Origin of the sequence: Aquamicrobium aerolatum DSM 21857, assembly GCF_900113935.1 — a bacterium.
In the GTDB taxonomy this organism is placed as follows: domain Bacteria; phylum Pseudomonadota; class Alphaproteobacteria; order Rhizobiales; family Rhizobiaceae; genus Aerobium; species Aerobium aerolatum.
Genome location: NZ_FORF01000015.1, coordinates 23,315 through 45,083, shown reverse-complemented (window position 1 = coordinate 45,083; position 21,769 = coordinate 23,315). Strand labels below are relative to the sequence as shown.

21 protein-coding genes are annotated in these 21,769 nt (G+C 60.0%); 3 read left to right on the top strand and 18 right to left on the bottom strand.

Annotation, left to right across the window (positions count from 1 at the left end):
• Positions 1 to 142 precede the first annotated feature (142 nt).
• On the bottom strand, positions 143 to 454 hold the full coding sequence (locus tag BMZ42_RS13135; RefSeq protein ID WP_091523179.1) for a hypothetical protein: 312 nt from the start codon (positions 452 to 454) through the stop codon (positions 143 to 145).
• A gap of 149 nt (positions 455 to 603) precedes the next feature.
• On the opposite strand from BMZ42_RS13135, the gene BMZ42_RS13130 reads away from it, so the two are divergent.
• The gene (locus BMZ42_RS13130; RefSeq protein ID WP_091523177.1) at positions 604 to 1,770 is read left to right on the top strand and encodes a diphosphate--fructose-6-phosphate 1-phosphotransferase; all 1,167 of its coding nucleotides are present in this window, start codon (positions 604 to 606) and stop codon (positions 1,768 to 1,770) included.
• A 17-nt stretch (positions 1,771 to 1,787) separates the two neighbouring features.
• Here the strand turns inward: BMZ42_RS13130 and BMZ42_RS13125 are convergent, their stop codons facing one another.
• From BMZ42_RS13125 to pobA, 5 genes are read right to left on the bottom strand one after another with little or no spacing between them, the layout of a single operon-like run.
• The gene (locus BMZ42_RS13125) at positions 1,788 to 2,846 is read right to left on the bottom strand and encodes a 3-carboxy-cis,cis-muconate cycloisomerase (protein WP_091523174.1); all 1,059 of its coding nucleotides are present in this window, start codon (positions 2,844 to 2,846) and stop codon (positions 1,788 to 1,790) included.
• Positions 2,847 to 2,858: 12 nt separating this feature from the next.
• Positions 2,859 to 3,473, bottom strand: coding sequence for a protocatechuate 3,4-dioxygenase subunit alpha (gene pcaG, locus BMZ42_RS13120; protein WP_091523173.1), 615 nt, complete (start codon positions 3,471 to 3,473; stop codon positions 2,859 to 2,861).
• 3 nt (positions 3,474 to 3,476) lie between these two features.
• Complete coding sequence (pcaH, locus tag BMZ42_RS13115) at positions 3,477 to 4,232, bottom strand: protocatechuate 3,4-dioxygenase subunit beta (RefSeq protein ID WP_091523170.1); 756 nt, start codon at positions 4,230 to 4,232, stop codon at positions 3,477 to 3,479.
• Positions 4,229 to 4,624: a 4-carboxymuconolactone decarboxylase gene (pcaC, locus tag BMZ42_RS13110; RefSeq protein ID WP_091523167.1), complete on the bottom strand. Its 396-nt coding sequence runs from the start codon at positions 4,622 to 4,624 to the stop codon at positions 4,229 to 4,231. The genes pcaH and pcaC overlap by 4 nt, the downstream gene beginning before the upstream one ends.
• 21 nt (positions 4,625 to 4,645) lie before the next feature.
• Positions 4,646 to 5,815 carry a 4-hydroxybenzoate 3-monooxygenase gene (pobA, locus tag BMZ42_RS13105; RefSeq protein ID WP_091523164.1) on the bottom strand — a complete coding sequence of 390 codons (1,170 nt, stop codon included), beginning with the start codon at positions 5,813 to 5,815 and terminating at the stop codon, positions 4,646 to 4,648.
• A gap of 114 nt (positions 5,816 to 5,929) precedes the next feature.
• Here pobA and BMZ42_RS13100 point away from each other — a divergent pair, with 114 nt between their 5' ends.
• Positions 5,930 to 6,823 carry a helix-turn-helix domain-containing protein gene (locus BMZ42_RS13100; RefSeq protein WP_091523319.1) on the top strand — a complete coding sequence of 298 codons (894 nt, stop codon included), beginning with the start codon at positions 5,930 to 5,932 and terminating at the stop codon, positions 6,821 to 6,823.
• Between the two features lies 1 nt (position 6,824).
• Here the strand turns inward: BMZ42_RS13100 and BMZ42_RS13095 are convergent, their stop codons facing one another.
• From BMZ42_RS13095 to aptA, 8 genes are all read right to left on the bottom strand, one after another.
• Positions 6,825 to 8,108, bottom strand: coding sequence for a cystathionine gamma-synthase family protein (locus BMZ42_RS13095; RefSeq protein WP_091523161.1), 1,284 nt, complete (start codon positions 8,106 to 8,108; stop codon positions 6,825 to 6,827).
• 131 nt (positions 8,109 to 8,239) lie between these two features.
• Positions 8,240 to 9,205 carry an ABC transporter substrate-binding protein gene (locus tag BMZ42_RS13090; protein ID WP_091523160.1) on the bottom strand — a complete coding sequence of 322 codons (966 nt, stop codon included), beginning with the start codon at positions 9,203 to 9,205 and terminating at the stop codon, positions 8,240 to 8,242.
• Between the two features lie 21 nt (positions 9,206 to 9,226).
• Positions 9,227 to 10,342 carry an ABC transporter permease gene (locus tag BMZ42_RS13085; protein WP_091523157.1) on the bottom strand — a complete coding sequence of 372 codons (1,116 nt, stop codon included), beginning with the start codon at positions 10,340 to 10,342 and terminating at the stop codon, positions 9,227 to 9,229.
• Positions 10,339 to 11,217, bottom strand: coding sequence for an ABC transporter permease (locus BMZ42_RS13080; protein ID WP_091523155.1), 879 nt, complete (start codon positions 11,215 to 11,217; stop codon positions 10,339 to 10,341). Before BMZ42_RS13080 ends, BMZ42_RS13085 begins: the two co-directional genes overlap by 4 nt.
• Positions 11,218 to 11,222: 5 nt before the next feature.
• A complete protein-coding gene (locus BMZ42_RS13075; protein WP_091523317.1) occupies positions 11,223 to 12,044 on the bottom strand; it encodes an ABC transporter ATP-binding protein in 822 nt (273 codons plus the stop codon).
• 8 nt (positions 12,045 to 12,052) lie between these two features.
• The gene (gene hydA, locus BMZ42_RS13070; RefSeq protein WP_091523152.1) at positions 12,053 to 13,504 is read right to left on the bottom strand and encodes a dihydropyrimidinase; all 1,452 of its coding nucleotides are present in this window, start codon (positions 13,502 to 13,504) and stop codon (positions 12,053 to 12,055) included.
• A gap of 467 nt (positions 13,505 to 13,971) precedes the next feature.
• Positions 13,972 to 15,222, bottom strand: coding sequence for a Zn-dependent hydrolase (locus BMZ42_RS13065; RefSeq protein WP_091523150.1), 1,251 nt, complete (start codon positions 15,220 to 15,222; stop codon positions 13,972 to 13,974).
• 74 nt (positions 15,223 to 15,296) lie between these two features.
• Positions 15,297 to 16,625, bottom strand: coding sequence for an omega-aminotransferase AptA (gene aptA, locus BMZ42_RS13060; RefSeq protein WP_091523147.1), 1,329 nt, complete (start codon positions 16,623 to 16,625; stop codon positions 15,297 to 15,299).
• Positions 16,626 to 16,859: 234 nt separating this feature from the next.
• Here aptA and BMZ42_RS13055 point away from each other — a divergent pair, with 234 nt between their 5' ends.
• On the top strand, positions 16,860 to 17,489 hold the full coding sequence (locus BMZ42_RS13055; protein ID WP_091523145.1) for a TetR family transcriptional regulator C-terminal domain-containing protein: 630 nt from the start codon (positions 16,860 to 16,862) through the stop codon (positions 17,487 to 17,489).
• Between the two features lie 17 nt (positions 17,490 to 17,506).
• Here BMZ42_RS13055 and BMZ42_RS13050 read toward each other — a convergent pair whose 3' ends face one another.
• The 4 genes from BMZ42_RS13050 to BMZ42_RS13035 all read right to left on the bottom strand — a co-directional run bounded on the left by BMZ42_RS13050 (position 17,507) and on the right by BMZ42_RS13035 (position 21,714).
• Positions 17,507 to 17,749 (bottom strand): hypothetical protein, encoded by a 243-nt coding sequence (locus tag BMZ42_RS13050; protein WP_091523143.1) that lies wholly within the window; start codon positions 17,747 to 17,749, stop codon positions 17,507 to 17,509.
• Positions 17,750 to 17,812: 63 nt separating this feature from the next.
• A complete protein-coding gene (locus BMZ42_RS13045; protein ID WP_244523256.1) occupies positions 17,813 to 18,769 on the bottom strand; it encodes a DMT family transporter in 957 nt (318 codons plus the stop codon).
• 261 nt (positions 18,770 to 19,030) lie between these two features.
• Positions 19,031 to 20,344, bottom strand: coding sequence for an NAD-dependent dihydropyrimidine dehydrogenase subunit PreA (preA, locus tag BMZ42_RS13040; RefSeq protein ID WP_091523141.1), 1,314 nt, complete (start codon positions 20,342 to 20,344; stop codon positions 19,031 to 19,033).
• Between the two features lie 2 nt (positions 20,345 to 20,346).
• A complete protein-coding gene (locus BMZ42_RS13035; protein ID WP_091523312.1) occupies positions 20,347 to 21,714 on the bottom strand; it encodes an NAD(P)-dependent oxidoreductase in 1,368 nt (455 codons plus the stop codon).
• Between the last annotated feature and the right edge of the window lie 55 nt (positions 21,715 to 21,769).

The following is a 21,769-nucleotide window of genomic DNA, read 5'->3' as shown; positions in this document are numbered from 1 at the left end:
GCAAATCCTTTGGCGCGGCGCGCATTCCTTACGTAGAGCTGAAACGCTCATTTCCACGCCGCACACTTGCTCAAACGGCCGAATGAGCATGCTCGGCATTGAAGGCTGACGGCGGTCTTCCTCTCGCTCGATTGGAAAACGATCAGTTCATGAAATCACCGAAGCGATCTTCCGGGTCGTACATTTCACAGCGGCGAACGGGACAGCTGCGCCTGTCAAGGGCCGGCACATAGGTACGTACCGCAACCTCACTGCTGAAAGAACATTGGAACCTGTCACTGACATAACGATCATACGTGTGTCGTCCCGTCGACATGACCACGGCGCCACGCTGGGCGATCATTGACTGAACTTCTTCACAATTCATCGTCCGGGTATCTGGGCGCCGCCCTTGGGCATAGGCAAAAGTTGCAACACAAACCATTGCGGCGGTCAGCAAAACATGACGCCTCATCGGCTCTCTCCTTCGCGCTTCTGCATTAGATGACTTATGTATCGCCTGAAGATCTGAAGGAAAGAGGCGGTCAGAACTTTGCTTCAACATCTTTCGAACTCGCGTGTTTCGTGTCAGATTCGCAATCACGCGCAGCCAGGATGACAGTGATGCCCCAGACATTTGTAATAGCTCAGGGAGGCGGGCCGACCGCCGTAATCAATCAGACCATGGTCGGCGCCGCGCTGGAAGCACGGCGACGACATCCCGGATGCCGCGTACTCGGAGCGCGCTTCGGTGTTCGGGGCATCCGCGACGGTGATTATGTCGACCTCTCCCTTCAACCCGAAGACGCGCTTTTACGGATTGCTGCCACGCCGAGCGCGGCGCTGGGCTCCACCCGCGACAAGCCTGACGCTGCCTATTGCGAGCTGATCCTGCAGGGTTTGCGTGAAGTCGACGCGGATGCGTTCATCTACATCGGCGGCAACGACACGTCTGGCACGCAGGCCATCCTGCGCGATGCGGCCGGCTCCAGCATCGCATTTGTCCACGCTCCAAAAACGATCGACAATGATCTCGTCGACAACGACCACACGCCGGGCTTTATCTCCGCCGGAGAATTTGTTGCGTCCGCGTTCCTGTCGGTTGATCTCGACTTCCGCGCCCTGCCCGGCATCTATTGCGGCATCGTGATGGGCCGGCACGCCGGCTTCCTGACTGCCGCTTCTGCGGCATGGCGGCTGGACGATGAAAGTGGCCCACATCTGATCTACGTGCCCGAGCGCGCTTTCGAGCGCGCACGCTTCGTCGACGACATCAAGCGGACGATGGCACGGCACGGTCGCTGCATCGTGGCGCTGTCGGAGGGCATCACCTCGCCATCGGGCAAGTCTCTGGTGGAAGAACTGACCACTCACGACCGACTGGAATATGACGCTCATGGCAACGTCAAACTGTCGGGCACCGACCTTGCCCATGCAATCGAACATATCCTCGCCGAGGATCTGAAAGGCAAGCGCGCGCGCGTCGATACGTTTGGCTATCTGCCGCGCGGCAATATCGGAATGATCAACGAGGTAGATGCGCGCGAAGCGTTTGAAGCTGGACGGTTTGCCATCGAGGTGGCCGCGCAAGGCGGCGGTTCGGTGGCGCTACAAGAACAAGGCGGCGAGACAGTGCTACGCAAGGTGCCGCTCGAGAACGTTGCCGGCAAGACGCGCCATATGCCGGCCGATTTTCTGCAACCGGATGAAAATCAATTGTCGGAAAATGGGTACCATTACCTGGCACGGCTCCTGCCGCGCAGATACGAGCCTGGAATGCCATTCGTGTAAATCTGGCCGGAAGCAGCTTAGCGCCGTTGAAACGACAGGGACTGCAGCAATGTCTGCGCTGTCCTGAGCGCGCTGCCGGTCGCCATGACCATTTGAGGCAACAACAGCCATTCGAGCGTCCACGCGGCACCCGAGCGCTCGTTCTCGTGCACCAGCGACTGGTGCATGCCGGACACCAGCGTCGCGTTAAAACGCGCCAGCGTCACCAGCGTTTCGGCCCCCACCGGATTGACCTTGTGCGGCATCGCCGAGGAACCGCCGCCGGAGGCGAGCTTGACCTCGCCGACCTCGCTTTGCGCCAGAAGAGCTACGTCCTGCCCCATCTTGCCGAGGCTGCCACTGACCAGCGAAAGCCATGAGGCCAGCGCAACAATGCCGTCGCGCTCGCTGTGACGCGGGCGCGATACCGCACGCAGAGACAAAAGTCGGGCCAACGCGTCACGCACCGCCTGCGCGCTGTCTCCGAGCTTTTCCAAAGTTCCGGCTGCGCCACCGAAGCTGAGGACGCACACTTCGTCACGCACATCGCCAAGACGCTCGCGATGACGCACCAGCGGCTCACGCCAGCTGGCGATCTTGCGCGATGCAGGCACCGGAATCGCCGCCTGCATCCGGGTATGTGCCATCGTTTCGATCTCGCCATCGCGGGCTTCGAGCGCGGCTAGTGTTTCAATCACCGCTGAAAGGCGCGTGTCGAGAAGGTGCAGCACCGGACCAAGCCGCAGCGCCAGTCCCGTGTCGACGACATCCTGGCTGGTCGCGCCAAAATGCACATGCGGTGCAAATTTGTCGCCGACCGCAGCGCGCAACTGGGTGACGAATTGCGGGATGACGACGCCATCCTGCGCCACACCCTGCCGCAAGGCGGCAATATCGGGTGAGACGGTCGCAAGGGCCTGCGCGATACCAGCCCCTGCCTCAGCCGGGATGACCCCCGTTTCGGCCTCCGCTTGCGCCAAAGCAATCTCGAACGCAAGCAGCGCGTCGAGTTCGGCCTTCGCGGTGAACGCGGCAGCGACCTCCTCATCTGAGAGCAGGCCGCCAAGCACAGGATGGTCGAACGGGGATATGGTCACAGCGTTTTCAGCTCAGATGTCGAAGAAGACAGTTTCTTTGTCACCCTGCAGGTGAATGTCAAAGCTGTAGCCGCCCTCGACCTTCTGCGCAATCAACGTGCCGACCCGGATGCGATGCTCGACACGCCCGAGGATCGGATCCTCGGCGTTGGCTGTCTCTTCTTCGGGGAAATACATCCGCGTCTGCAAGCCGATATTGATCCCGCGCGCGACGATCCACAAGGTGACATGCGGCGCCTGCATGCGGCCATCCGGATACGGAACCCTGCCTGGCTTGATCGTCTCGAACCGGAAGACACCATCGTCCATGCCGGAGGGGCAACGGCCCCAGCCGGTGAAGTTGGCGTCGGCGGAGCCACGCATTTCGGACGGCGAATTGTAGAGACCGTCGGCGTCTGCCTGCCAGATTTCGACCAGCGCGTCCTTTAGCGGCGTGCCGGTGCCATCGAGCACACGACCGGTGATGGTGATGCGCTCGCCTTTGGTCTTGTCGTTGACCATCGACGTGCCGAGGTCGTCCGGATAGACGCCGGTGATCTCGGCGAAATTCGGCGTCAGGCCGATATGAACGTAAGGACCAGCCGTTTGCGACGGGCTTTCCTTGAGACGATTAAGAGACTGGAACATGGATCAGTTTCCTTCGCGACGGTTCTCGAAGAAGGTGGAGCGGCGGCCGCGTAGCACGATGTCGAACTTGTAAGCGCGGCTGTCCATCGGCAGCGTCGACTGCATGTCGAGCTTTGCCGTCAGGGCGGCAGCGGCCTGCGGATCGTTGAGCGTGCGCACGATCGGGCACAGCGGGATCATCGGATCGCCATCGAAATACATCTGCGTGATCAGGCGCTGGGCAAAGCCCGTCCCGAACACCGAGAAGTGGATGTGCGCCGGACGCCAGTCGTTGGGGCCGTTCGGCCATGGGTAAGGTCCGGGCTGGATGGTACGGAAGTAGTAACCGCCGTCCTCGTCAGTGATCGAGCGGCCACAACCGCCGAAATTCGGATCAAGCGCCGCCTGATAGCCTTCCTTGCGGTGGCGGTAGCGACCGCCGGCATTGGCCTGCCAGTATTCGAGCAGAGCGCCGGGAACGCCACGGCCATTCTCGTCGAGCACCCGTCCATAAACGATGATGCGCGGCCCGATAGCGCTTTCGCCGGGACGCGCGAAATTGAGGATCAGGTCGTTGTCGAGTTCACCAATGATGTTGTGACCAAAGCGCGGGCCGGTCGTCTCTGAAATCGTGCCGTCCAGCGACAGCAGCGCCTTCTGCGGCGAGCGCAAGACGGAGGTCTTATAGCCTGGCGTGAATGCCTTGGGGTGCCAGTCGAGGTCGCGCTGGTAGAACGCGCCCGTCTCCGGCCTGCGGTTGGAGAGCTTACCCTCGCTCATTGCGCTTGCTCCTTGTCCATAGCATCAAGGGTTTCCCTGACGATCTTGATTGCGTGATTGGCGCGCGGCACGCCGGCATAGATCGCCACATGCAGCATCGCTTCCATGATGTCGTCGCGCGTCGCGCCTGTATTGGCGGTCGCGCGAGTGTGCATGGCGACTTCTTCAAGGTTTCCAAGTGCTGCCAGCAAAGCCAACGTGATCATCGAGCGTTCGCGCTTCGAAATGGTGTCGCGCGACCAGACATGGCCCCACGCTGCCTCGGTGATCAGATCCTGGTAGGGTTCATCAAAAGCGGTCTTTGCCGCTTCGGCGCGATTGACATGGGCGTCGCCCAGCACCTTGCGGCGCGTTGCCATGCCCTCTTCGTAACGTTTGGTCTTTTCGGTCATCACTCTCTCCGGTTTGCCGCGTCAGTACGGCAGGCCGACATAATTTTCCGCCAGCGAGGTCTGCGCTGCGATCGAGCCCGACAAATAGTCGAGTTCAGCTTCCTGCATCCGCTGCCCGAACGGTCCCGCATCGGGGAACCGGTGCATCGTGTTGGTCATCCACCACGAGAACCGCTCGGCTTTCCACACCCGCCGCAACGCGCGCTCGGAATAGGCATTGATCCCGCTGTCGCTCTTGTCCGCATAATAGTCGCGCAAGCCGTCAAACAAATAGCGCACGTCGCTGGCAGCAAGGTTGAGCCCCTTAGCCCCGGTAGGCGGCACGATATGAGCGGCATCGCCCACAAGGAACAGACGCCCAAACCGCATCGGTTCGGCCACAAACGACCGCAGCGGCGCGATTGACTTCTCGATCGACGGTCCTGTGGTCACCGCCTCCGCCGTTTCCGCTGGCAGGCGACGGCGAATCTCGTCCCAGAACCGGTCATCCGACCATTCCTCGACCTTTTCATCGAGCGCGCATTGGACGTAATAGCGGCTGCGGGTGTTGGAGCGCATCGAGCACAGCGCAAATCCGCGCGGATGGTTGCAATAGATCAATTCATGACTGACTGGCGGCACCTCGGCAACGATGCCGAGCCAGCCAAACGGATAGACACGCTCGAACGTCTGCAATCCCTTACCTTCTACAGCCTTGCGTGATGGGCCATGAAAGCCATCGCATCCAGCGATGAAATCGCAATCGATGCGGTGCGTCACACCGTCCTTGTCATAAGTCACATACGGCGATGCGCCGTCGAAATCGTGGGGTTGGACGTTCTGCGCTTCGTAGATCGTTACCCCACCTGTGGCCTCGCGGCGATCCATCAGGTCGCGCGTGACTTCGGTCTGGCCGTAGACGACGACGCGCTTGCCAGTCAGAGCATGAAGATCAATGCGGTGGTGACGGCCGGAAAAGGTCAGGTCGAATCCGTCATGCGGCAGGCCTTCCCTGCGCATACGCGCGCCGGCACCGGCTTCGTCGAGCATGTCGGCCATGCCCTCCTCCAGCACACCTGCGCGAATACGGCCGAGAACATAGTCCTTCGTCGCCCGCTCCAGAATGATCGTATCCACGCCGGCATCGGCCAGAAGTTGACCCAGAAGCAGTCCCGACGGGCCCGAGCCAATAATGGCCACCTGCGTTCGCATCCTACACTCCTCCGCGAAACTGAAATTGTATACTAGAGCCGGCGCTGGTCGCGAAACAATGGACATTTCGTGCATTCGCTTGCACAATCCGAACATGCTCCAACGGACGCCGAGATGACTAGACCCGTTCCGACCTACCGGCTTTATCGTGAAAAATCAGGCGAGTCTGGCGATTTCTGGATTCACAGCGAGACGATCCCGGTGCGCACGCACCTGCACAATTGGCATATCGCGCAACATCGCCACGATGCGTTCTTCCAGATTTTCTACCTCACGGTCGGCAGCGGCGAGATCGTTGAGCCACACGGCGCGACGATAATGCAGGCGCCCTGTGCGGTGTTCATTCCACCCGGCGCGGTTCACGGCTTCTCCTATCAGCTCGATGTCGACGGATTGGTGATTACCGCTCTGGGCGACCGGCTGCGCTCGCTGGCTGCCGCCGACCGCCATATCGCGAGCTTCACTGCGCAAACGCGCGTCGTTGCCCTGCCCGAAGGCGATGACGATGCCGACTATGCGGCGGAGTGCATCGCGCGTTTGCACAACGAACTCCATAGCCGGACATCCAGCCGCCTGTTGCTGCTCGAGCCGCTGATGACAGGCGCGATCGTCGGGCTGGCGCGCGCCGGGAAGACTGGTGCAGAGAGCCATCTGTCAGAGCCGGAGCGTCATCGTCTCGATCAGCTGACGACGCTGATTTCCGCCCATTTCCGAACTCACAAGCCGGCCGAATTCTACGCCGCGGCACTTGGCGTCTCGACAACCCATCTCAACCGACTGACGCGCACGGCCACCGGCTTATCGCTGTTGGGGTTAATCGCAACACACATCGTCGAGGCAGCGCGGCGTGATCTCGTCTTCACGCCAACGCCGGTGCAGGGCATCGCCTATTCGCTCGGTTTTTCCGATCCGGCCTATTTCAGCCGCTTCTTCCGCAAACATGCCGGCATGTCGCCCGCCGCATTTCGCGACGACGAGCGACGCCGGTTGGCGCTGAGCAGCAGCTGAGTCAAGCTGCCGAAAGCGCCTGTGCGAGATCGGCGAGCAGATCGTCGGGATGCTCGACGCCAATCGACAGGCGGATAGTGGTATCCAACACCCCTATGCGATTGCGCACCTCGACCGGCACGCCTGAATGGGTGGTCGAAGCAGGATGGCTCGCCAGCGATTCCGTTCCGCCGAGGCTGACCGCCAGCTTCAGGATCTGCAACGCGTTAAGGAAACGGAAGGCAGCCGGTTCGCCCCCGGCGATGTCGAACGAAAATGTCGAGCCTGCACCGCTGCATTGTTTGGCAAACACCTTGCCCGCTGCGGAGGCCGGATCAAGAAACGGCAGATAATGCACCTTCGTCACCTTGGCGTGATCGTCAAGGAATTGCGCCACCAGCGCGGCATTGGCATTGGCCTTTTCCATGCGCAAGGTCAGCGTTTCCAGCGAACGGCCCAGCATCCAGCAGGAATGCGCATCAAGCTGCGTGCCGATTGCGCCCCGCAGAGCCTTGACCGGGCGCGTCATCGCCTTCGACCCTAGCGCAGCACCGGCGATCAGATCGGAATGGCCGCCGACATATTTGGTCAGCGAATAGACCGAAATGTCTGCGCCATGCTCGGTTGCGCGCTGGAACACCGGGCCGAGCAACGTGTTGTCGCAGACGACGACCGGGCGGTGGCCCTGCCGCGCTTCAATCTCGGACGCCACCTGCGCCATCAGGGCGATGTCGACCAGCGTATTGGTCGGGTTCGACGGCGTTTCAATCAGGATCACCGCCACACGTCCCTTCGCCATGGCTTCGTCGGCAGCCTTGCGTACCGCCTCTGCGTCGACACCATCAGAGAATGCAGCCGTCTGGATGCCGAATTTCGACAGCGTTCCGACCAGCAGCGTCTCGGTGCCGCCATAGAGCGGCTGCGAATGCAGCACCACGTCGCCGGGACGCGCATAGGCGAGCAGCGTTGTCGAAATCGCCGACATGCCGGACGAAAACAGGATGCACGCCTCGGTGCCTTCGTGAACGGCGAGGCGGTCCTCGACGATCTCGCTGTTCGGGTGATTGAAACGCGAATAGACCAGCCCCGCCGCTGTCCCCTGCGGCGGTTCCTTGCGTCCCGACGTATAGTCAAAGAAATCGCGCCCCTCTTCTGCGGAGCGGAAGATAAAGGTCGAGGTCAGGAACACCGGCGGCTTGACCGCGCCTTCCGACAATTCAGGATCGAACCCATAGCTGAGCATAAGGGTTTCGGGGTGCAACCTGTGATTGCCGATATGCGTTTTCGAGGGACGGGGCGCCGCCATGATCTACTCCTGATTTCAAGCAAGATTGCTTCCACCCTATCTTTTCGACACAGGCGGGTCTGCGAAATATTTGCTACCAAAAAGGGAAAGGGGCGATAACGCCCCTTTCAATTGTCGAATACACGAACGATTTACATCGCGTCGGTGATTTCGGTGGTGTAGGCACCTTCCGGGGCCTTCTCGATAATCTTCTGATCGAGCAGCGCCTTGGCTGTGCGCTCATAGGCAGCCGGGATCAGCTTGGCGTCCGGCTTGTCGATGAGCTTGGCGACTTCCGTCATCATGCGCACCTGGTGGTTTTCGTCCTGACCGCCATTGTCGATGATGATCGCCCCGGCTTCTTCCGGATGCTCCATCGCATAGGCCCAGCCCTTCATCGACGCACGCACGAAGCGCACCATCTTCTCCTTGAACGCAGGGTCGGCCAGCTTGTCTTCCATGACATAGAGACCGTCTTCCAGAAGGTCGTTGCCCATCTCGGTATAGTTGAAGACAATCAGATCCTCCGGCTTGAATCCCGCGTCGATGACCTGCCAATACTCATTATAGGTCATCACCGAGATGCAGTCGGCCTGCTTCTGGATCAGCGGCTGGACGTCGAAAGACTGCTTCAGCACGGTCACGCCGTCAGGGCCACCTTCGGTCGGCAGGCCAAGCTTGTGCATCCACGCATAGAACGGATATTCGTTACCGAAGAACCAGACACCAAGCGTGTGGCCCTTGAAATCGGCTTCGGTCTTGATCGGCCCATCGGCGGGGCAGACGAGCTGCATACCGGCCTTCTTGTAAGGCTGGGCGATATTGACCAGCGGCACGCCCTTGTCGCGCGCGGCCAGACCTGCGGCCATCCAGGTCACCACGACGTCGGCACCGCCGCCGGCGATCACCTGTTCGGGCGCAATGTCGGGTCCGCCGGGCTTGATGGTGACGTCGAGGTTCTCTTCCTCATAGAACCCCTTGTCGAGCGCAACGTAGTAGCCGGCAAACTGTGACTGCGCTACCCATTTGGTTTGCAGGGTGACGGCATCTGCCGCCCATGCCTGCATCGCTGCCAGGGACATTGCCCCGGCCAAAGCGGAAACGATGTATTTTTTCATCTTGTTACCCTCTGGTTACGTCTATCCCCCACGGACAGACGGATGCCAAAACGTGATTGCTCTTTCTGCGAGAGCTATCACGCCATAGAAGACGGAACCCGCGAGTGCTGCCACCGCAATTTCCGCCCAAACCATGTCGACATTCATGCGCCCGACCTCGGTGGAGATACGAAAGCCCATGCCGACGACTGGTGTTCCGAAAAACTCAGCTACGATGGCACCAATCAGCGCCAAGGTCGAATTGATCTTCAAAGCGTTGAAGATGAACGGCATCGCTGCGGGCAAACGCAGCTTGGCCAGCGTCTGCCAGTAGCCCGAGGCATAGGTGCGCATCAGGTCGCGCTCCATGTGCCCGTCTGCCGCCAGCCCGGCCCCAGTATTCACCAGCATCGGGAAGAAGGTCATCACCACGACGACGGCTGCCTTCGAATGCCAGTCGAAGCCGAACCACATCACCATGATCGGAGCAATGCCGATGATCGGCAGGGCCGAGACCATGTTGCCCACCGGCAGAAGCCCACGACGGATGAACACGAACCTGTCGGCAACGATCGCTGCGAGAAACCCCGTCGAACAGCCAAGAACGTAACCGATGAGCACCGACTTGAAGATCGTCTGGTTGACGTCAGCGGCCAGCACCGGCAGCGAATTCGCAAAGCGCGCGGCGACCGCCGAGGGTGGCGGCAACAGCACGAACGGAATGCCCGCTCCGATCACGATGGCTTCCCACAGGAGCAGGATCCACACGCCGAACAATGTCGGTATGATCAGACGCAAGGCGAGATCCACGCCACGGGTCCGCGCCTTGATCGCCGACAGGCTGCTTGCCAGCCGCCACGCCAGCAACCAGCTGGCGGCAAGCAACACCCAGAATGATGCTGTCGCCTGCCCCGGCGCTTGCCCCGCTTGTGCCAGCAGCAACCAAGCTGCCAGATGCGGCGCGACTGCCAACACCGCCAGTCGCGGCAGCGACAGTTGCGTTGCCATGGCCGCCAGCGCTCCGGCAATCAGACTGATCATGATGATGGCCGTGCTACCCCCCGACGGAAGACCCGACATCAACGGCAGCGAGAGAGCGGAACTGGCAACCAGCACGAGGACAGCCAGCGCCTGCCAATTGTGATAGACTCTGGTCATGCCGGCCGCGCTCCCATCGCCCGTTCAACAAGTTTTCCGGCAACGCCAACCAAGGTCACCAACAAGGCGGCAACGACTGCACCGGCGACAAGTGCCGAGAACATGTCGATGGTCTGGCTGTAGTAGGAGCCGGAAAGCAGCTTGGCGCCGATACCGGCGACAGCACCTGTCGGCAATTCGCCGATGATCGCGCCGACCAGACTGGCCGCAACCGCCACTTTCATCGACGCAAACAGGAACGGCACCGAGGCCGGCAGCCGCAGCTTCCAGAAGGTTTCGGCCTTGCTGGCGTTGTATGTGTGCATCAAATCGAGATGCATCGTCTCTGGCGAGCGCAGCCCCTTCACCATGCCGACGGCGACGGGGAAGAACGAAAGATAGGTCGAAATCAGCGCCTTGGGGATCAGCCCCGTAATGCCGACCGCCGCCAGTACGACGATGATCATCGGCGCCAGCGCCAGAATGGGGATCGTCTGCGAGGTGATGATCCACGGCATCAGGCTGCGATCAAGCGTCGTCACGTGAACGATGCCAACGGCAATCAAAATGCCAAGCAAAGTACCGAGAGCGAAACCGCTCAGCGTCGAGGCAAGAGTGACGCCTGCATGATAGACAAGGCTGCGCGCTGAACTGACCTTGCGTAGAAACGTGTTCTCAAAAAAATTCGACGCCACCTGATGCGGTGCTGGCAGCGTCGGCTTCGGCTGCGTCATCGTCTTGACGACGAACTCATATGTGGTCGGAGTTTCACCCGCCCGCCGGTCGAGATCGCGCTGGAACGGCGCGTTAAGTGCGTAGGCGCCGATATACCACGCAATGACGATCCCCATCAGGATCGTCAGAACCGGGATGATCTTGTCACGAAACCTGTCCATGGCGGTCAATCCTCGTAGGAATGACCGGCACGCAGGCCGTCACGAACCCGTGCCGCAATAGCGAGGAATTCCGGCGTTTCGCGGATATCCAGCGGACGCTCTTTCGGCAGGGTTGACTCAATCACGTCGGTCACCCGTCCTGGTCGCGGCGACATTACCACGATCTTTGTCGACAGATACACCGCCTCGGGGATCGAGTGCGTCACGAAGCAGATCGTCTTCGACGTACGCGCCCACAGTTCCAGCAACTGGCTGTTGAGGTGATCGCGCACGATTTCATCAAGCGCACCGAAGGGCTCGTCCATCAAAAGCAGATCGGCATCGAACGCGAGCGCGCGCGCGATTGAAGCGCGTTGCTGCATGCCGCCGGACAATTGCCACGGATATTTTTTCTCGAACCCAGTCAAATTGACGAGTTCAAGCGTGCGGTGGATGCGCTCGGCGACATCAGTGCGCGAAAAGCCCATTACCTCCAGAGGCAAAGCGACGTTGCGCTCGATGGTGCGCCACGGCAACAGGGCCGCCGCCTGGAACACATAGCCATAAGCGCGCGCCTCGCGCGCCTGGCGTGGAGTCATGGAATTCACCGACAGCGTCCCGGCGGTCGGCTGCTCGAGATCGGCAATGGTGCGTAGAAAGGTTGTCTTGCCACAGCCCGATGGGCCGATGAACGAGACGAAATCGCCCTTGTTTATGGTGAGGTTGACGTTGGACAGTGCATGGACCGGACCGTCATTCGTCTCAAAGGTGAGACCGAGACCTTTGGCCTCGACGACCGGAACTGACACTGCGGTTGCTGGCTTGATCTGGCTGGCAAGTGCGTTCATCTGGTCGATCACACGCCCGTTGCCGGAATGCCGGTGCGTTCCACCTTGCGCGGTGCAACCACCTGTTTCCACGTCGACAGCGCCTTGTTTACCGCCATGTTTGGCTCGCGGGAGACGAACTGGCCGTGGCCTGGCGTCGCCTGAACGGTGCCGTCGACAACTGCCGCCTCGCCGCGCGTGAAGACATGTCGCGGCAGGCCCTTGACCTCGATGCCTTCGAAAACGTTGTAGTCGATCACCGACTGCTGCGTTTTGGCCGAGATTGTCTTGGAACGCTCGGGGTCCCAGACAATGATGTCGGCGTCAGACCCTTCGAGGATCGCACCTTTCTGCGGATACATGTTGAGAATCTTGGCGATGTTGGTCGAGGTCGCGGCGACGAATTCGTTCATCGTCAGACGGCCGGTATTGACCCCGAATGTCCACAGCACGGGAAGACGGTCTTCAAGCCCACCGGTGCCGTTGGGTATCTTGGTGAAGTCGCCGACGCCGGTGCGCTTCTGATCGCTGGTGAAGGCGCAGTGGTCGGTCGCGACGCACTGCAGCGAGCCCGACGACAGCCCCGCCCACAGCGAATCCTGATGCTGCTTGTTGCGGAAGGGCGGGCTCATTACCCGGCGCGCCGCATGGTCCCAGTCCTTGTCGAAATACTCGCTTTCGTCGAGCACCAGATGCTGGATCAACGGCTCGCCAAAGACCCGCATGCCCTTCTGGCGGGCGCGGCGGATCGCTTCGTGGCTCTGCTCGCAGGAGGTGTGCACGACATAGAGCGGCACGCCCGCCATGTCAGCGATCATGATGGCGCGGTTGGTCGCCTCGCCTTCGACTTCCGGCGGGCGGGAATAAGCATGGCCCTCCGGACCGTTATTGCCTTCAGCGAGCAGCTTCGCGGACAATTGCGCCACCACGTCGCCGTTTTCGGCGTGAACCATCGGCAGCGCACCGAGTTCAGCGCAGCGCTGGAACGACGAGAACATCTCATCGTCGTCAACCATCAGCGCGCCCTTATAGGCCATGAAATGCTTGAACGACGGAATGCCGCGCGCCACGACTTCGGGCATTTCATTGAACACCTGCTCGCCCCACCAGGTGATCGCCATATGGAAGGAATAGTCGCAGCAGGCGCGCGTCGATTTGTTGTCCCACATGGTAATCGCCTCAAGCAGCGACTGGCCCGGCGACGGCAGACAGAAATCGACTACCATCGTCGTCCCACCGGACAAGGCGGCCCGTGTGCCGCTCTCGAAATCGTCGGCGGAATAAGTGCCCATGAACGGCATCTCAAGATGGGTATGAGGGTCGATCCCACCCGGCATCACATAGCAGCCGGTGGCATCTATGACCTCGTCACCATCGAGTTGCGCGCCAATCGCAACGATCTTTCCCCCGTCAATCAGGACGTCGGCCTGGTACGTGCGATCAGCGGTAACAACGGTGCCATTCTTGATGACTTTTGTCATACTTTCAGTTCCCCTATTCTTACGACGCCTCTTGCGGGCGATCTGCAGATCGTGAATGGCGAAGGACAATCTTCACCCTCACCCTCCCCGTAACGGGAAGGAAAAACTGGTGCGACAGTGCTTGCCAGCAGGGTTCCTCTTCCTGCGAGTAGCACGGCCCGACTCCCGGCTACGGGAGCCTCTTCGGCGAGATTGCCACCAACACCCACCGCATTTCCCGTCTCCCGGATCTGCTCGTTCCGGGGCGGTGAAGTTGTTGCGGTCAATGGCGCGTGCCAGCGCTCCCACCCGTCTCCCCAAAAGAGAGACTATCTCGTTCGACTGCGGCTATTCACAGGGTTCCTCGGCCTGTGAATAGCCGTCGCATGCGCTCTCTTTTCGAGAGCATTTCTCGTCGCCTTCCCATTTCGGGAACGTCTGGGTGGAGAGTTTATCTTCCCCACCCAGCAATTGTCAGTGCCTGTCGATCATTCCACGATTTCAGCGGTTTCGACGACAGCGTGGAAGAGGACATCGGCGCCAGCGCCAGCCCACTCCTTGGAAATCTCCTCGGCCTCATTGTGCGACAACCCATCGACGCACGGGCAGAACACCATGGCGGTCGGCGCAAGCCGGTTGATCCAGCAAGCATCGTGCCCTGCACCCGAGACGATATCGCGATGAGAATAGCCCAGCCGTTCTGCAGCATCGCGAACGGCTTTGACGCAATTCTCGTCGAACGTCACAGGTTCAAAATGTCCGACCGCCTCAACATCCGAACTGATATCAAGCGCTTCCGCGATCAGTTCGATGCCCTGCTCGATGCGTGCACGCATCTCGTTCAGCACTTCCGCATTGGGAGAGCGAATATCGATGGTGAACACGACTTCGCCTGGAATCACGTTGCGCGAGTTAGGATAAACCTCGATATGGCCGATCGCGCCGACTGCGTCGGGCTGGTAGTCCATCGCCACTTCGTGGACGAGTTCGGTAACGCGGGCAAGACCCAGGCCAGCATTGCGGCGCTTGTGCATCGGCGTCGAGCCCGTATGCGCATCGTTGCCGGTCAGCGTCACTTCGAGCCACCACAGCCCCTGCCCGTGGGTGACGACGCCGATGTCGATGCCCTCGTCTTCAAGGATCGGTCCCTGCTCAATATGCAGTTCGAAGAACGCCTTGATCGGACGGTTGCCGACTTCTTTGTCGCCCTTCCAGCCGATTCGTTCCAGTTCGTCGCCAAAACGGTTGCCCTTGGCATCGACGCGATCATAGGCCCATTCGAGCGTGTGCTCGCCGGCAAACACTCCGGACGCCAGCATCGCCGGTGCAAACCGCGTGCCTTCCTCGTTGGTCCAGTTGGTAACGACGATCGGATGCTTCGTCTTGATGCCGAGGTCGTTGAGGGTGCGCACCACTTCCAGGCCGCCGAGCACGCCCAGCACGCCGTCAAACTTTCCGCCAGTTGGCTGAGTGTCGAGATGCGACCCCATGTAAACAGGCGGCAGCGATGGGTCGGTGCCTTCGCGGTAAGCAAACATCGTGCCCATCTTGTCGACGCCGACGGTCATGCCGGCTTCCTCGCACCACTTCTTGAAGAGGTGGCGGCCCTCGCCGTCCTCATCGGTGAGCGTCTGGCGGTTGTTACCACCTGCAACGCCCGGTCCGATCTTGGCCATCTCCATCAGAGTGTCCCACAACCGATCTGGGTTGATGCGCAGGTTTTCGCCGGGTGCGGCCATTAGTAAGTCCTTTGTCAGTCAGTTACGAAACGGGCCGGTGACGTTGGTCCCCGGCCCGAATAGGTTGGTAAGGCTTAGTCTATTGCCTGCAAGACGCTGCGCACGCAGTCGACAATCTCATCGATCTGGCCCTTTTCCACAATCAACGGCGGCGACAACGCAATAATGTCGCCTGTGGTGCGGATCAGGACACCCTTTTCGAACGCCTTCACGAATGCCGAGAATGCACGCTTTGACGGCTGACCATCAATCGAGCGCAGCTCGATTGCACCAACAAGACCGATATTGCGAATATCGATCACATGCGGCGCATCCTTCAGCGAATGCAGTGCATCTTCCCAATAGCCAGCAAGCTCGGCCCCGCGGGTCAACAGGCCCTCTTCCTTGTAGGTGTCGAGCGTGGCGATGGCCGCAGCCGAAGCAATCGGGTTGCCCGAATAGGTATAGCCGTGGAAGAACTCGATCAGATGTTCCGGACCGGTCATGAACGCGTCGTGGATCTCCTTCTTCACGAACACCGCGCCCATCGGGATCACGCCGTTGGAGACGCCCTTGGCGGTGACCATGATGTCAGGAATGACGCCGAAATAGTCAGCGGCAAACGGCGTACCGAGACGACCAAAACCGGTGATCACTTCATCAAAGATCAGCAGGATGCCATGCTTGCTGCAGATGTCGCGCAAACGCTGCAGGTAGCCCTGCGGCGGGATCAGCACGCCGGTGGACCCTGCAACCGGCTCGACAATCACGGCAGCGATGGTCGAAGCATCGTGCAGCGTGACGATACGCTCGAGTTCGTCGGCAAGATCGCCGCCGTGCTCAGGCACACCACGCGTAAAGCTGTTTTTGGCCGGCATGTGGGTATGTGGCATGTGATCGACGCCGGTCAGCAGCGTGCCGAACATCTTCCGGTTGGTGACGATACCGCCAACCGAGATGCCACCGAAATTCACACCGTGATAGCCGCGCTCGCGACCGATCAGACGTGTACGGCTCCCCTCACCCTTGATGCGCTGATAGGCCAGCGCGATCTTCAGCGCGGTGTCGACCGATTCCGATCCGGAATTCGTGAAGAACACATGGTCCATTCCCTCTGGCGCGATATCGACCAGACGGTTTGCCAGTTCGAATACGAGCGGATGCCCCATTTGGAACGCAGGCGCATAGTCAAGCTGCGCTGCCTGGTTCTGGATCGCCTCGGTAATTTTCGGACGGCAATGGCCCGCATTCACGCACCACAAGCCTGCGGTGCCGTCAAGTATCTGCCGGCCATCAGACGAAGTATAGTGCATGTCCTTCGCAGCAACCAGCATGCGCGGAGCCTGCTTGAACTGTCGATTGGACGAAAACGGCATCCAAAATGCGCTAAGATCGTTTGGCGCAACGTTGAGCCTGTTGGACATAACCAAGCTTCCCCTTTGAGTTCCAGTTCGATACGGCCAACGCTTGGTTCTTGGAGCGCAATCATGTTACGCATTTTTTTGACCAATTGGACAAACGTTAGCACCGCCAGTCGGGCGGTCAAGCCATTACTAGCGCATTTCTATGGACCTGCGCGCGCTCCACAGGACTGAAGAAAACTGGTCCAGATGGATTAGGCCAGAAACAGCACGGAAAGCGTGCGGGAGGACAAAAGCATGGAGGCCGAAAAGCCGCGACGCAGGACCAGAATCCAGACGGAAAAGCGCGAGCTGATTCTCGACGCCGCGCTCGAGATCTTCTCCCAGCATGGCTTTCGCGGGGCGACTATCGACCAGATCGCCGACGGCGCAGGCATGTCGAAGCCAAACCTGCTTTACTATTTTCGCTCCAAGGAAGAAATCCACATCACGCTGATGCAACGACTGCTCACGACCTGGCTCGCGCCGTTGCGTGAGCTGGATGACGTCGGAGATCCAATCTCCGAACTACGCAGCTACATTCGGCGCAAACTAGAAATGGCGCGTGATTACCCGCGCGAAAGTCGCCTGTTCGCCAACGAAATTCTTCAGGGTGCACCTCGCATCATGCCCATGATCGAGGGCGAGCTGAAGACTCTGGTCGATGAGAAGGCAGAGGTAATTTCTGGCTGGATGCGGTCGGGCCGCATTATCCACACAGACCCGTACCACCTCATCTTTTCGATCTGGGCAACGACGCAGCACTATGCCGACTTCGACGTTCAGGTGCGAACCGTCCTCGGTCCACTTCGCGGCGGAGAGGAGCGGTTTGAAGACGCAGCCCGCTTTCTGGAACAGATCTTCGTGGATGGACTCCAGCCCGACTGATCACGAACCCGGTTCAGTCAGGCGAAATCATACTCGCCCGCCGTCACACCCTCCACAGGGCGCAAATCCATCAAGGCGCTCTGCGTCTCAGCGGAGACCTTGGCACCAGCCAGCGTACTCACGGGCGGCTTTCGGTCACGACGACGCGTCGCCGCCTCCACTTCCTGCGGTGCAACTTCGACTTCATCCGCTGAAAGTTGGGTCGCCAATTTGCGCAAAGCCCGGACATCGGTCTTCCCGCTCGCTCTTATAACGATCATGCCGACCTTCCGCGCATCACCTTCACCTTGATACGAAGCTTGCCGATTTGGGTTAATGATGCGTTATCGCGAAACTTGCGGGTCTTTCGACAGCGCCATCACCAGAAGGCCGAGCACGATCACGACCACCCCTGCAAGCACCGCAAAGCTTGGCCATCCATGGCCCAGCATCCCCTCATAGACGATGATAAAGCACGGCGAGAGGTAGGTGTAGGCCATCACCTTGGCGGCCGGCAGCCGCATCGCGCCATACTGGACCAGATAGGTGGTGCCGGCGCTTGTAAAGACGGCCAGATAGCCAATCGCGAGCCAGACCACAGGTGGCAGTGCAGCCCAATCGGTCTCCAGCACCTCACGCGCCCCGTAGATCGCGATGCAGAGCCCCGTCCCCATCATGGTGTAGAGCGTGAACACGGCGAGCGGCTCGCGCCCATCATTGAGCTTCTTGACCAGCGGCGAATAAAGCGCGTGGCAGATGACGCCAACGAAAAAGATGATCTCACCACGGCCGATGTCGAACAAACGAATGGCAGCAAGATCACCCCCGAAGATCACCCATATCGACCCCAAAGCGGCAACGACAAGGCTGGCAACAACAATCGGACGCGGGATCTGGCGAAGTAGGAAATAGCCGAAGATCGCCGACATCAGTGGCATCAGCGTAAAAACTGCGCCGGTGGAGACCGGATCAGTCAGCCCCAAAGCCATGAACATGGTGATGAAGAACACGGCCATCAATCCGCCTAGCAGGAGATAGCGCCATGAAGAGCTGGGCGCGGGAATTCGCCCGCGATAGAGCACAACCACAACCGCCGCCATGAAGCCTATGCCGACCGCAAAGCGCATCGCATTGACGGCGCCAGGCGCGATATGGGGGGCGGCAAGCCCTCCAAAAGAATAGGAACCCGACACAAGCGCCGTAAACAAGATCATCGCGAGGTGGCCGCGCAGCGTGGCCGGCGCTTGCTCGGGAGCATCCTGAATGACGGTAGAAACGGTCGTCGCTGTCGTCTGGCTCATTCTCGGCCCTCCACTGTATACAGGACTTAGCCGAGTGACTGCAGTCTGCCTAGTGGAAACAGCAGGCCAGCCGTTGTGGTCTTATGGCTGGAACCTGCCTGCCAGAGCAGTTCATCAATTGCGAAGCGGTTTCGCGTTCGGAAACACGGAAAAATAGAGAGTTGGAGCAATTCCACAACTCGAAGAAAGCGGAAATGCCCGAACTCTCTTGCGCGCGAGGCTACCCGATACGCAACTTGGGCGACCTCGCGCTGGGAGGAACTATTCGGCAGCCTCGCGGGCCATCGGGTTGTTCGGGTGCGTTGTCCAGTTCGCATAAGTTGGCTCGACCGTCTGGCCCGTTCTCTGGTCCAGCGCGCCTACCGCAAGCGGCTCCATGGTGATGCAGTTCTCAACCGGGCAAACGTTGACGCAGAGATTGCAGCCAACGCATTCGGCTTCGATCACCTCGAAGTGACGCACCCCGTCGACCATGCTGGTGATCGCCTGATGGGAGGTGTCCTCGCAGGCGATGTGGCAGCGGCCACATTTGATGCAGGAATCCTGATCAATATGCGCCTTCGCGATATAGTTGAGGTTGAGATATTGCCAGTCGGTGACGTTGGGCGTTGCACGTCCGATAATGTCATCGAGGGTTGCGTGGCCCTTTTCGTCCATCCAGCTCTTCAGCCCTTCGATCATCTCCTCGACGATCTTGAAGCCATAGGTCATCGCGGCCGTGCACACCTGAACGTTGCCTGCCCCCAACGCAAGGAACTCGGCAGCATCGCGCCAGGTGGTGATGCCGCCGATAGCGGAGATCGGCAGCCCCTGGGTCTGCGGATCACGCGCAATCTCTGCGACCATATTCATCGCGATCGGCTTGACCGCCGGGCCGCAATAACCGCCATGGGTACCCTTGCCGTCGATCGACGGCTCCGGCGAGAATGAGTCGAGATTGACCGACGTGATCGAATTGATCGTGTTGATCAGCGAGACAGCATCGGTGCCCCCGGCAAGAGCGGCACGCGCCGGCTGGCGAATATCCGAGATGTTCGGCGTCAGCTTGGTGATGACCGGCATGCGCGTGTATTGTTTGCACCAGCGCACGACCATTTCGACATATTCGGGAACCTGCCCGACAGCAGCGCCCATACCGCGTTCACTCATGCCATGCGGGCAGCCGAAATTCAGCTCGATACCGTCCGCACCGGTTTCTTCGACCAGCGGCAGGATGTTCTTCCATGCGTTTTCTTCACACGGCACCATGATCGAGGCGATCAGCGCGCGGTCGGGCCAATCCATCTTGACCTGCTTCATCTCGCGCAGATTGGTCTGCAAGTCGCGGTCGGTGATCAGCTCGATGTTGTTGAGGCCCAGCAGGCGACGGTCGGCGCCCCAGATTGCGCCATAGCGCGGCCCGTTGACGTTAACGACGGGCGGACCTTCCTCGCCCAGTGTTTTCCAGACGACACCGCCCCAACCCGCCTTGAAAGCGCGGACAACGTTGTAGGCTTTATCGGTCGGCGGAGCGGACGCGAGCCAGAATGGATTAGGCGACTTGATACCGATGAAATTGTTGCGAATGTCGGCCATGCTCATGCCCTCCCATTGGCGGTAAGTGACCGGTGTATGGCTTCCGCAGCATCGCGCCCGGCTGCGACTGCGGCGACAGTCAGGTCCTCCCTCGCGTCGACGACACAGTCGCCTCCCGCCCAGACCTTCGGCATCGAAGTACGACCTTCTGCGTCGACCTTGATACGCCCCCGCTCCAGGGCGATAGCACTGCCGCTGCCGTTGAGCGGAGCAGCTTCAAATGATTGACCAATCGCCTTGAACACCTGATCGGCGGGGATCACCAGCATCTCACCAGTACCGACAAGGCGGTCGCCTTCAAGCCTGGTATACTCCAACTCAACCCCGACGGTGCGTCCGCCTTCGGTCAGAACGCGCTTTGGCTGAAGCCAATGACGGATCATGACGCCATTGACGTTGGCCAGATCCTGCTCATAGGCGGAAGCATTCATATTTTCCTGACCGCGACGGTAACAGATCGTCACCTCGTCAGCACCGAGAAGTCGTGACTGTATCGCGGCATCGACCGCCGTCATGCCACCGCCGATAACGACGACACGCCTGCCAATCGCGACCGTCGACAGATCATCGGCCTGACGCAACTCGGAAATGAAATCCACGGCGTCGACAACGCCTTCCGCGTCTTCACCTTCGGCGCGCAGCGCGTTGACGCCACTCATGCCCATGCCCAGAAATACGGCGTCATGGCCATCCGCAAGCTCAGCGAGGGAAACGTCCCTGCCCAAGGCATGCCCATGCCGGATCTCGATACCGCCGATGGCCGTGACATAATCGACTTCCGCCTGCGCAAAATTGTCGGTCGTCTTGTAGGCAGCGATGCCATATTCGTTGAGACCGCCCGACTTGGGCCGGGCTTCAAAGATCGTGACATCATGTCCATTGACGGCCAGGCGATGTGCGCAAGCAAGCCCGGCAGGCCCGGCTCCCACCACCGCCACCTTGCGGCCGGACGCCTCCGCCCGCGTGTAAAACTGCTTGGAGCGCTCCATCGCCTCGTCGGTAGCGTAACGTTGCAAGCGACCGATCTGGACCGGCTTGCCCTCAGCCGTCTCGCGAACACAGACTTCTTCGCACAGCGTCTCGGTCGGACAGACACGGGCACACATCCCGCCCAGAATATTCTGGTCAAAGATCGTCTTGGCAGCTCCGAGCGGATTTCCAGTCGAAATCTGCCGGATGAAGAGTGGAATGTCGATCGAGGTCGGACACGCCGTCATGCACGGTGCATCATAGCAGAAGTAACAACGGTCCGCCTCCACCCGAGCCTCATGCGCATCTAGCGGCGCATTTAGGTCGGAAAAATTGTCGGCATACTCCATAGACGATAGTCGACCGGCGACTATGCCTTCTTTCAACTGGCCTTCAGCCATCATCAATGTTCCCCATTATTGGTTTTGGGGAAATGCTAGCACGAACAATTTTTTT

Bases quoted from the DNA above. Each gene is read 5' to 3' on its own strand.
- BMZ42_RS13135 (WP_091523179.1), bottom strand. From the start codon at position 454: ATGAGGCGTCATGTTTTGCTGACCGCCGCAATGGTTTGTGTTGCAACT.
- BMZ42_RS13130 (WP_091523177.1), top strand. From the start codon at position 604: ATGCCCCAGACATTTGTAATAGCTCAGGGAGGCGGGCCGACCGCCGTA.
- pcaG (WP_091523173.1), bottom strand. From the start codon at position 3,473: ATGTTCCAGTCTCTTAATCGTCTCAAGGAAAGCCCGTCGCAAACGGCT.
- pcaH (WP_091523170.1), bottom strand. From the start codon at position 4,232: ATGAGCGAGGGTAAGCTCTCCAACCGCAGGCCGGAGACGGGCGCGTTC.
- pcaC (WP_091523167.1), bottom strand. From the start codon at position 4,624: ATGACCGAAAAGACCAAACGTTACGAAGAGGGCATGGCAACGCGCCGC.
- pobA (WP_091523164.1), bottom strand. From the start codon at position 5,815: ATGCGAACGCAGGTGGCCATTATTGGCTCGGGCCCGTCGGGACTGCTT.
- BMZ42_RS13100 (WP_091523319.1), top strand. From the start codon at position 5,930: ATGACTAGACCCGTTCCGACCTACCGGCTTTATCGTGAAAAATCAGGC.
- BMZ42_RS13095 (WP_091523161.1), bottom strand. From the start codon at position 8,108: ATGGCGGCGCCCCGTCCCTCGAAAACGCATATCGGCAATCACAGGTTG.
- BMZ42_RS13090 (WP_091523160.1), bottom strand. From the start codon at position 9,205: ATGAAAAAATACATCGTTTCCGCTTTGGCCGGGGCAATGTCCCTGGCA.
- BMZ42_RS13085 (WP_091523157.1), bottom strand. From the start codon at position 10,342: ATGACCAGAGTCTATCACAATTGGCAGGCGCTGGCTGTCCTCGTGCTG.
- BMZ42_RS13080 (WP_091523155.1), bottom strand. From the start codon at position 11,217: ATGGACAGGTTTCGTGACAAGATCATCCCGGTTCTGACGATCCTGATG.
- BMZ42_RS13075 (WP_091523317.1), bottom strand. From the start codon at position 12,044: ATGAACGCACTTGCCAGCCAGATCAAGCCAGCAACCGCAGTGTCAGTT.
- hydA (WP_091523152.1), bottom strand. From the start codon at position 13,504: ATGACAAAAGTCATCAAGAATGGCACCGTTGTTACCGCTGATCGCACG.
- BMZ42_RS13065 (WP_091523150.1), bottom strand. From the start codon at position 15,222: ATGGCCGCACCCGGCGAAAACCTGCGCATCAACCCAGATCGGTTGTGG.
- aptA (WP_091523147.1), bottom strand. From the start codon at position 16,625: ATGTCCAACAGGCTCAACGTTGCGCCAAACGATCTTAGCGCATTTTGG.
- BMZ42_RS13055 (WP_091523145.1), top strand. From the start codon at position 16,860: ATGGAGGCCGAAAAGCCGCGACGCAGGACCAGAATCCAGACGGAAAAG.
- BMZ42_RS13050 (WP_091523143.1), bottom strand. From the start codon at position 17,749: ATGATCGTTATAAGAGCGAGCGGGAAGACCGATGTCCGGGCTTTGCGC.
- BMZ42_RS13045 (WP_244523256.1), bottom strand. From the start codon at position 18,769: ATGAGCCAGACGACAGCGACGACCGTTTCTACCGTCATTCAGGATGCT.
- preA (WP_091523141.1), bottom strand. From the start codon at position 20,344: ATGGCCGACATTCGCAACAATTTCATCGGTATCAAGTCGCCTAATCCA.
- BMZ42_RS13035 (WP_091523312.1), bottom strand. From the start codon at position 21,714: ATGGCTGAAGGCCAGTTGAAAGAAGGCATAGTCGCCGGTCGACTATCG.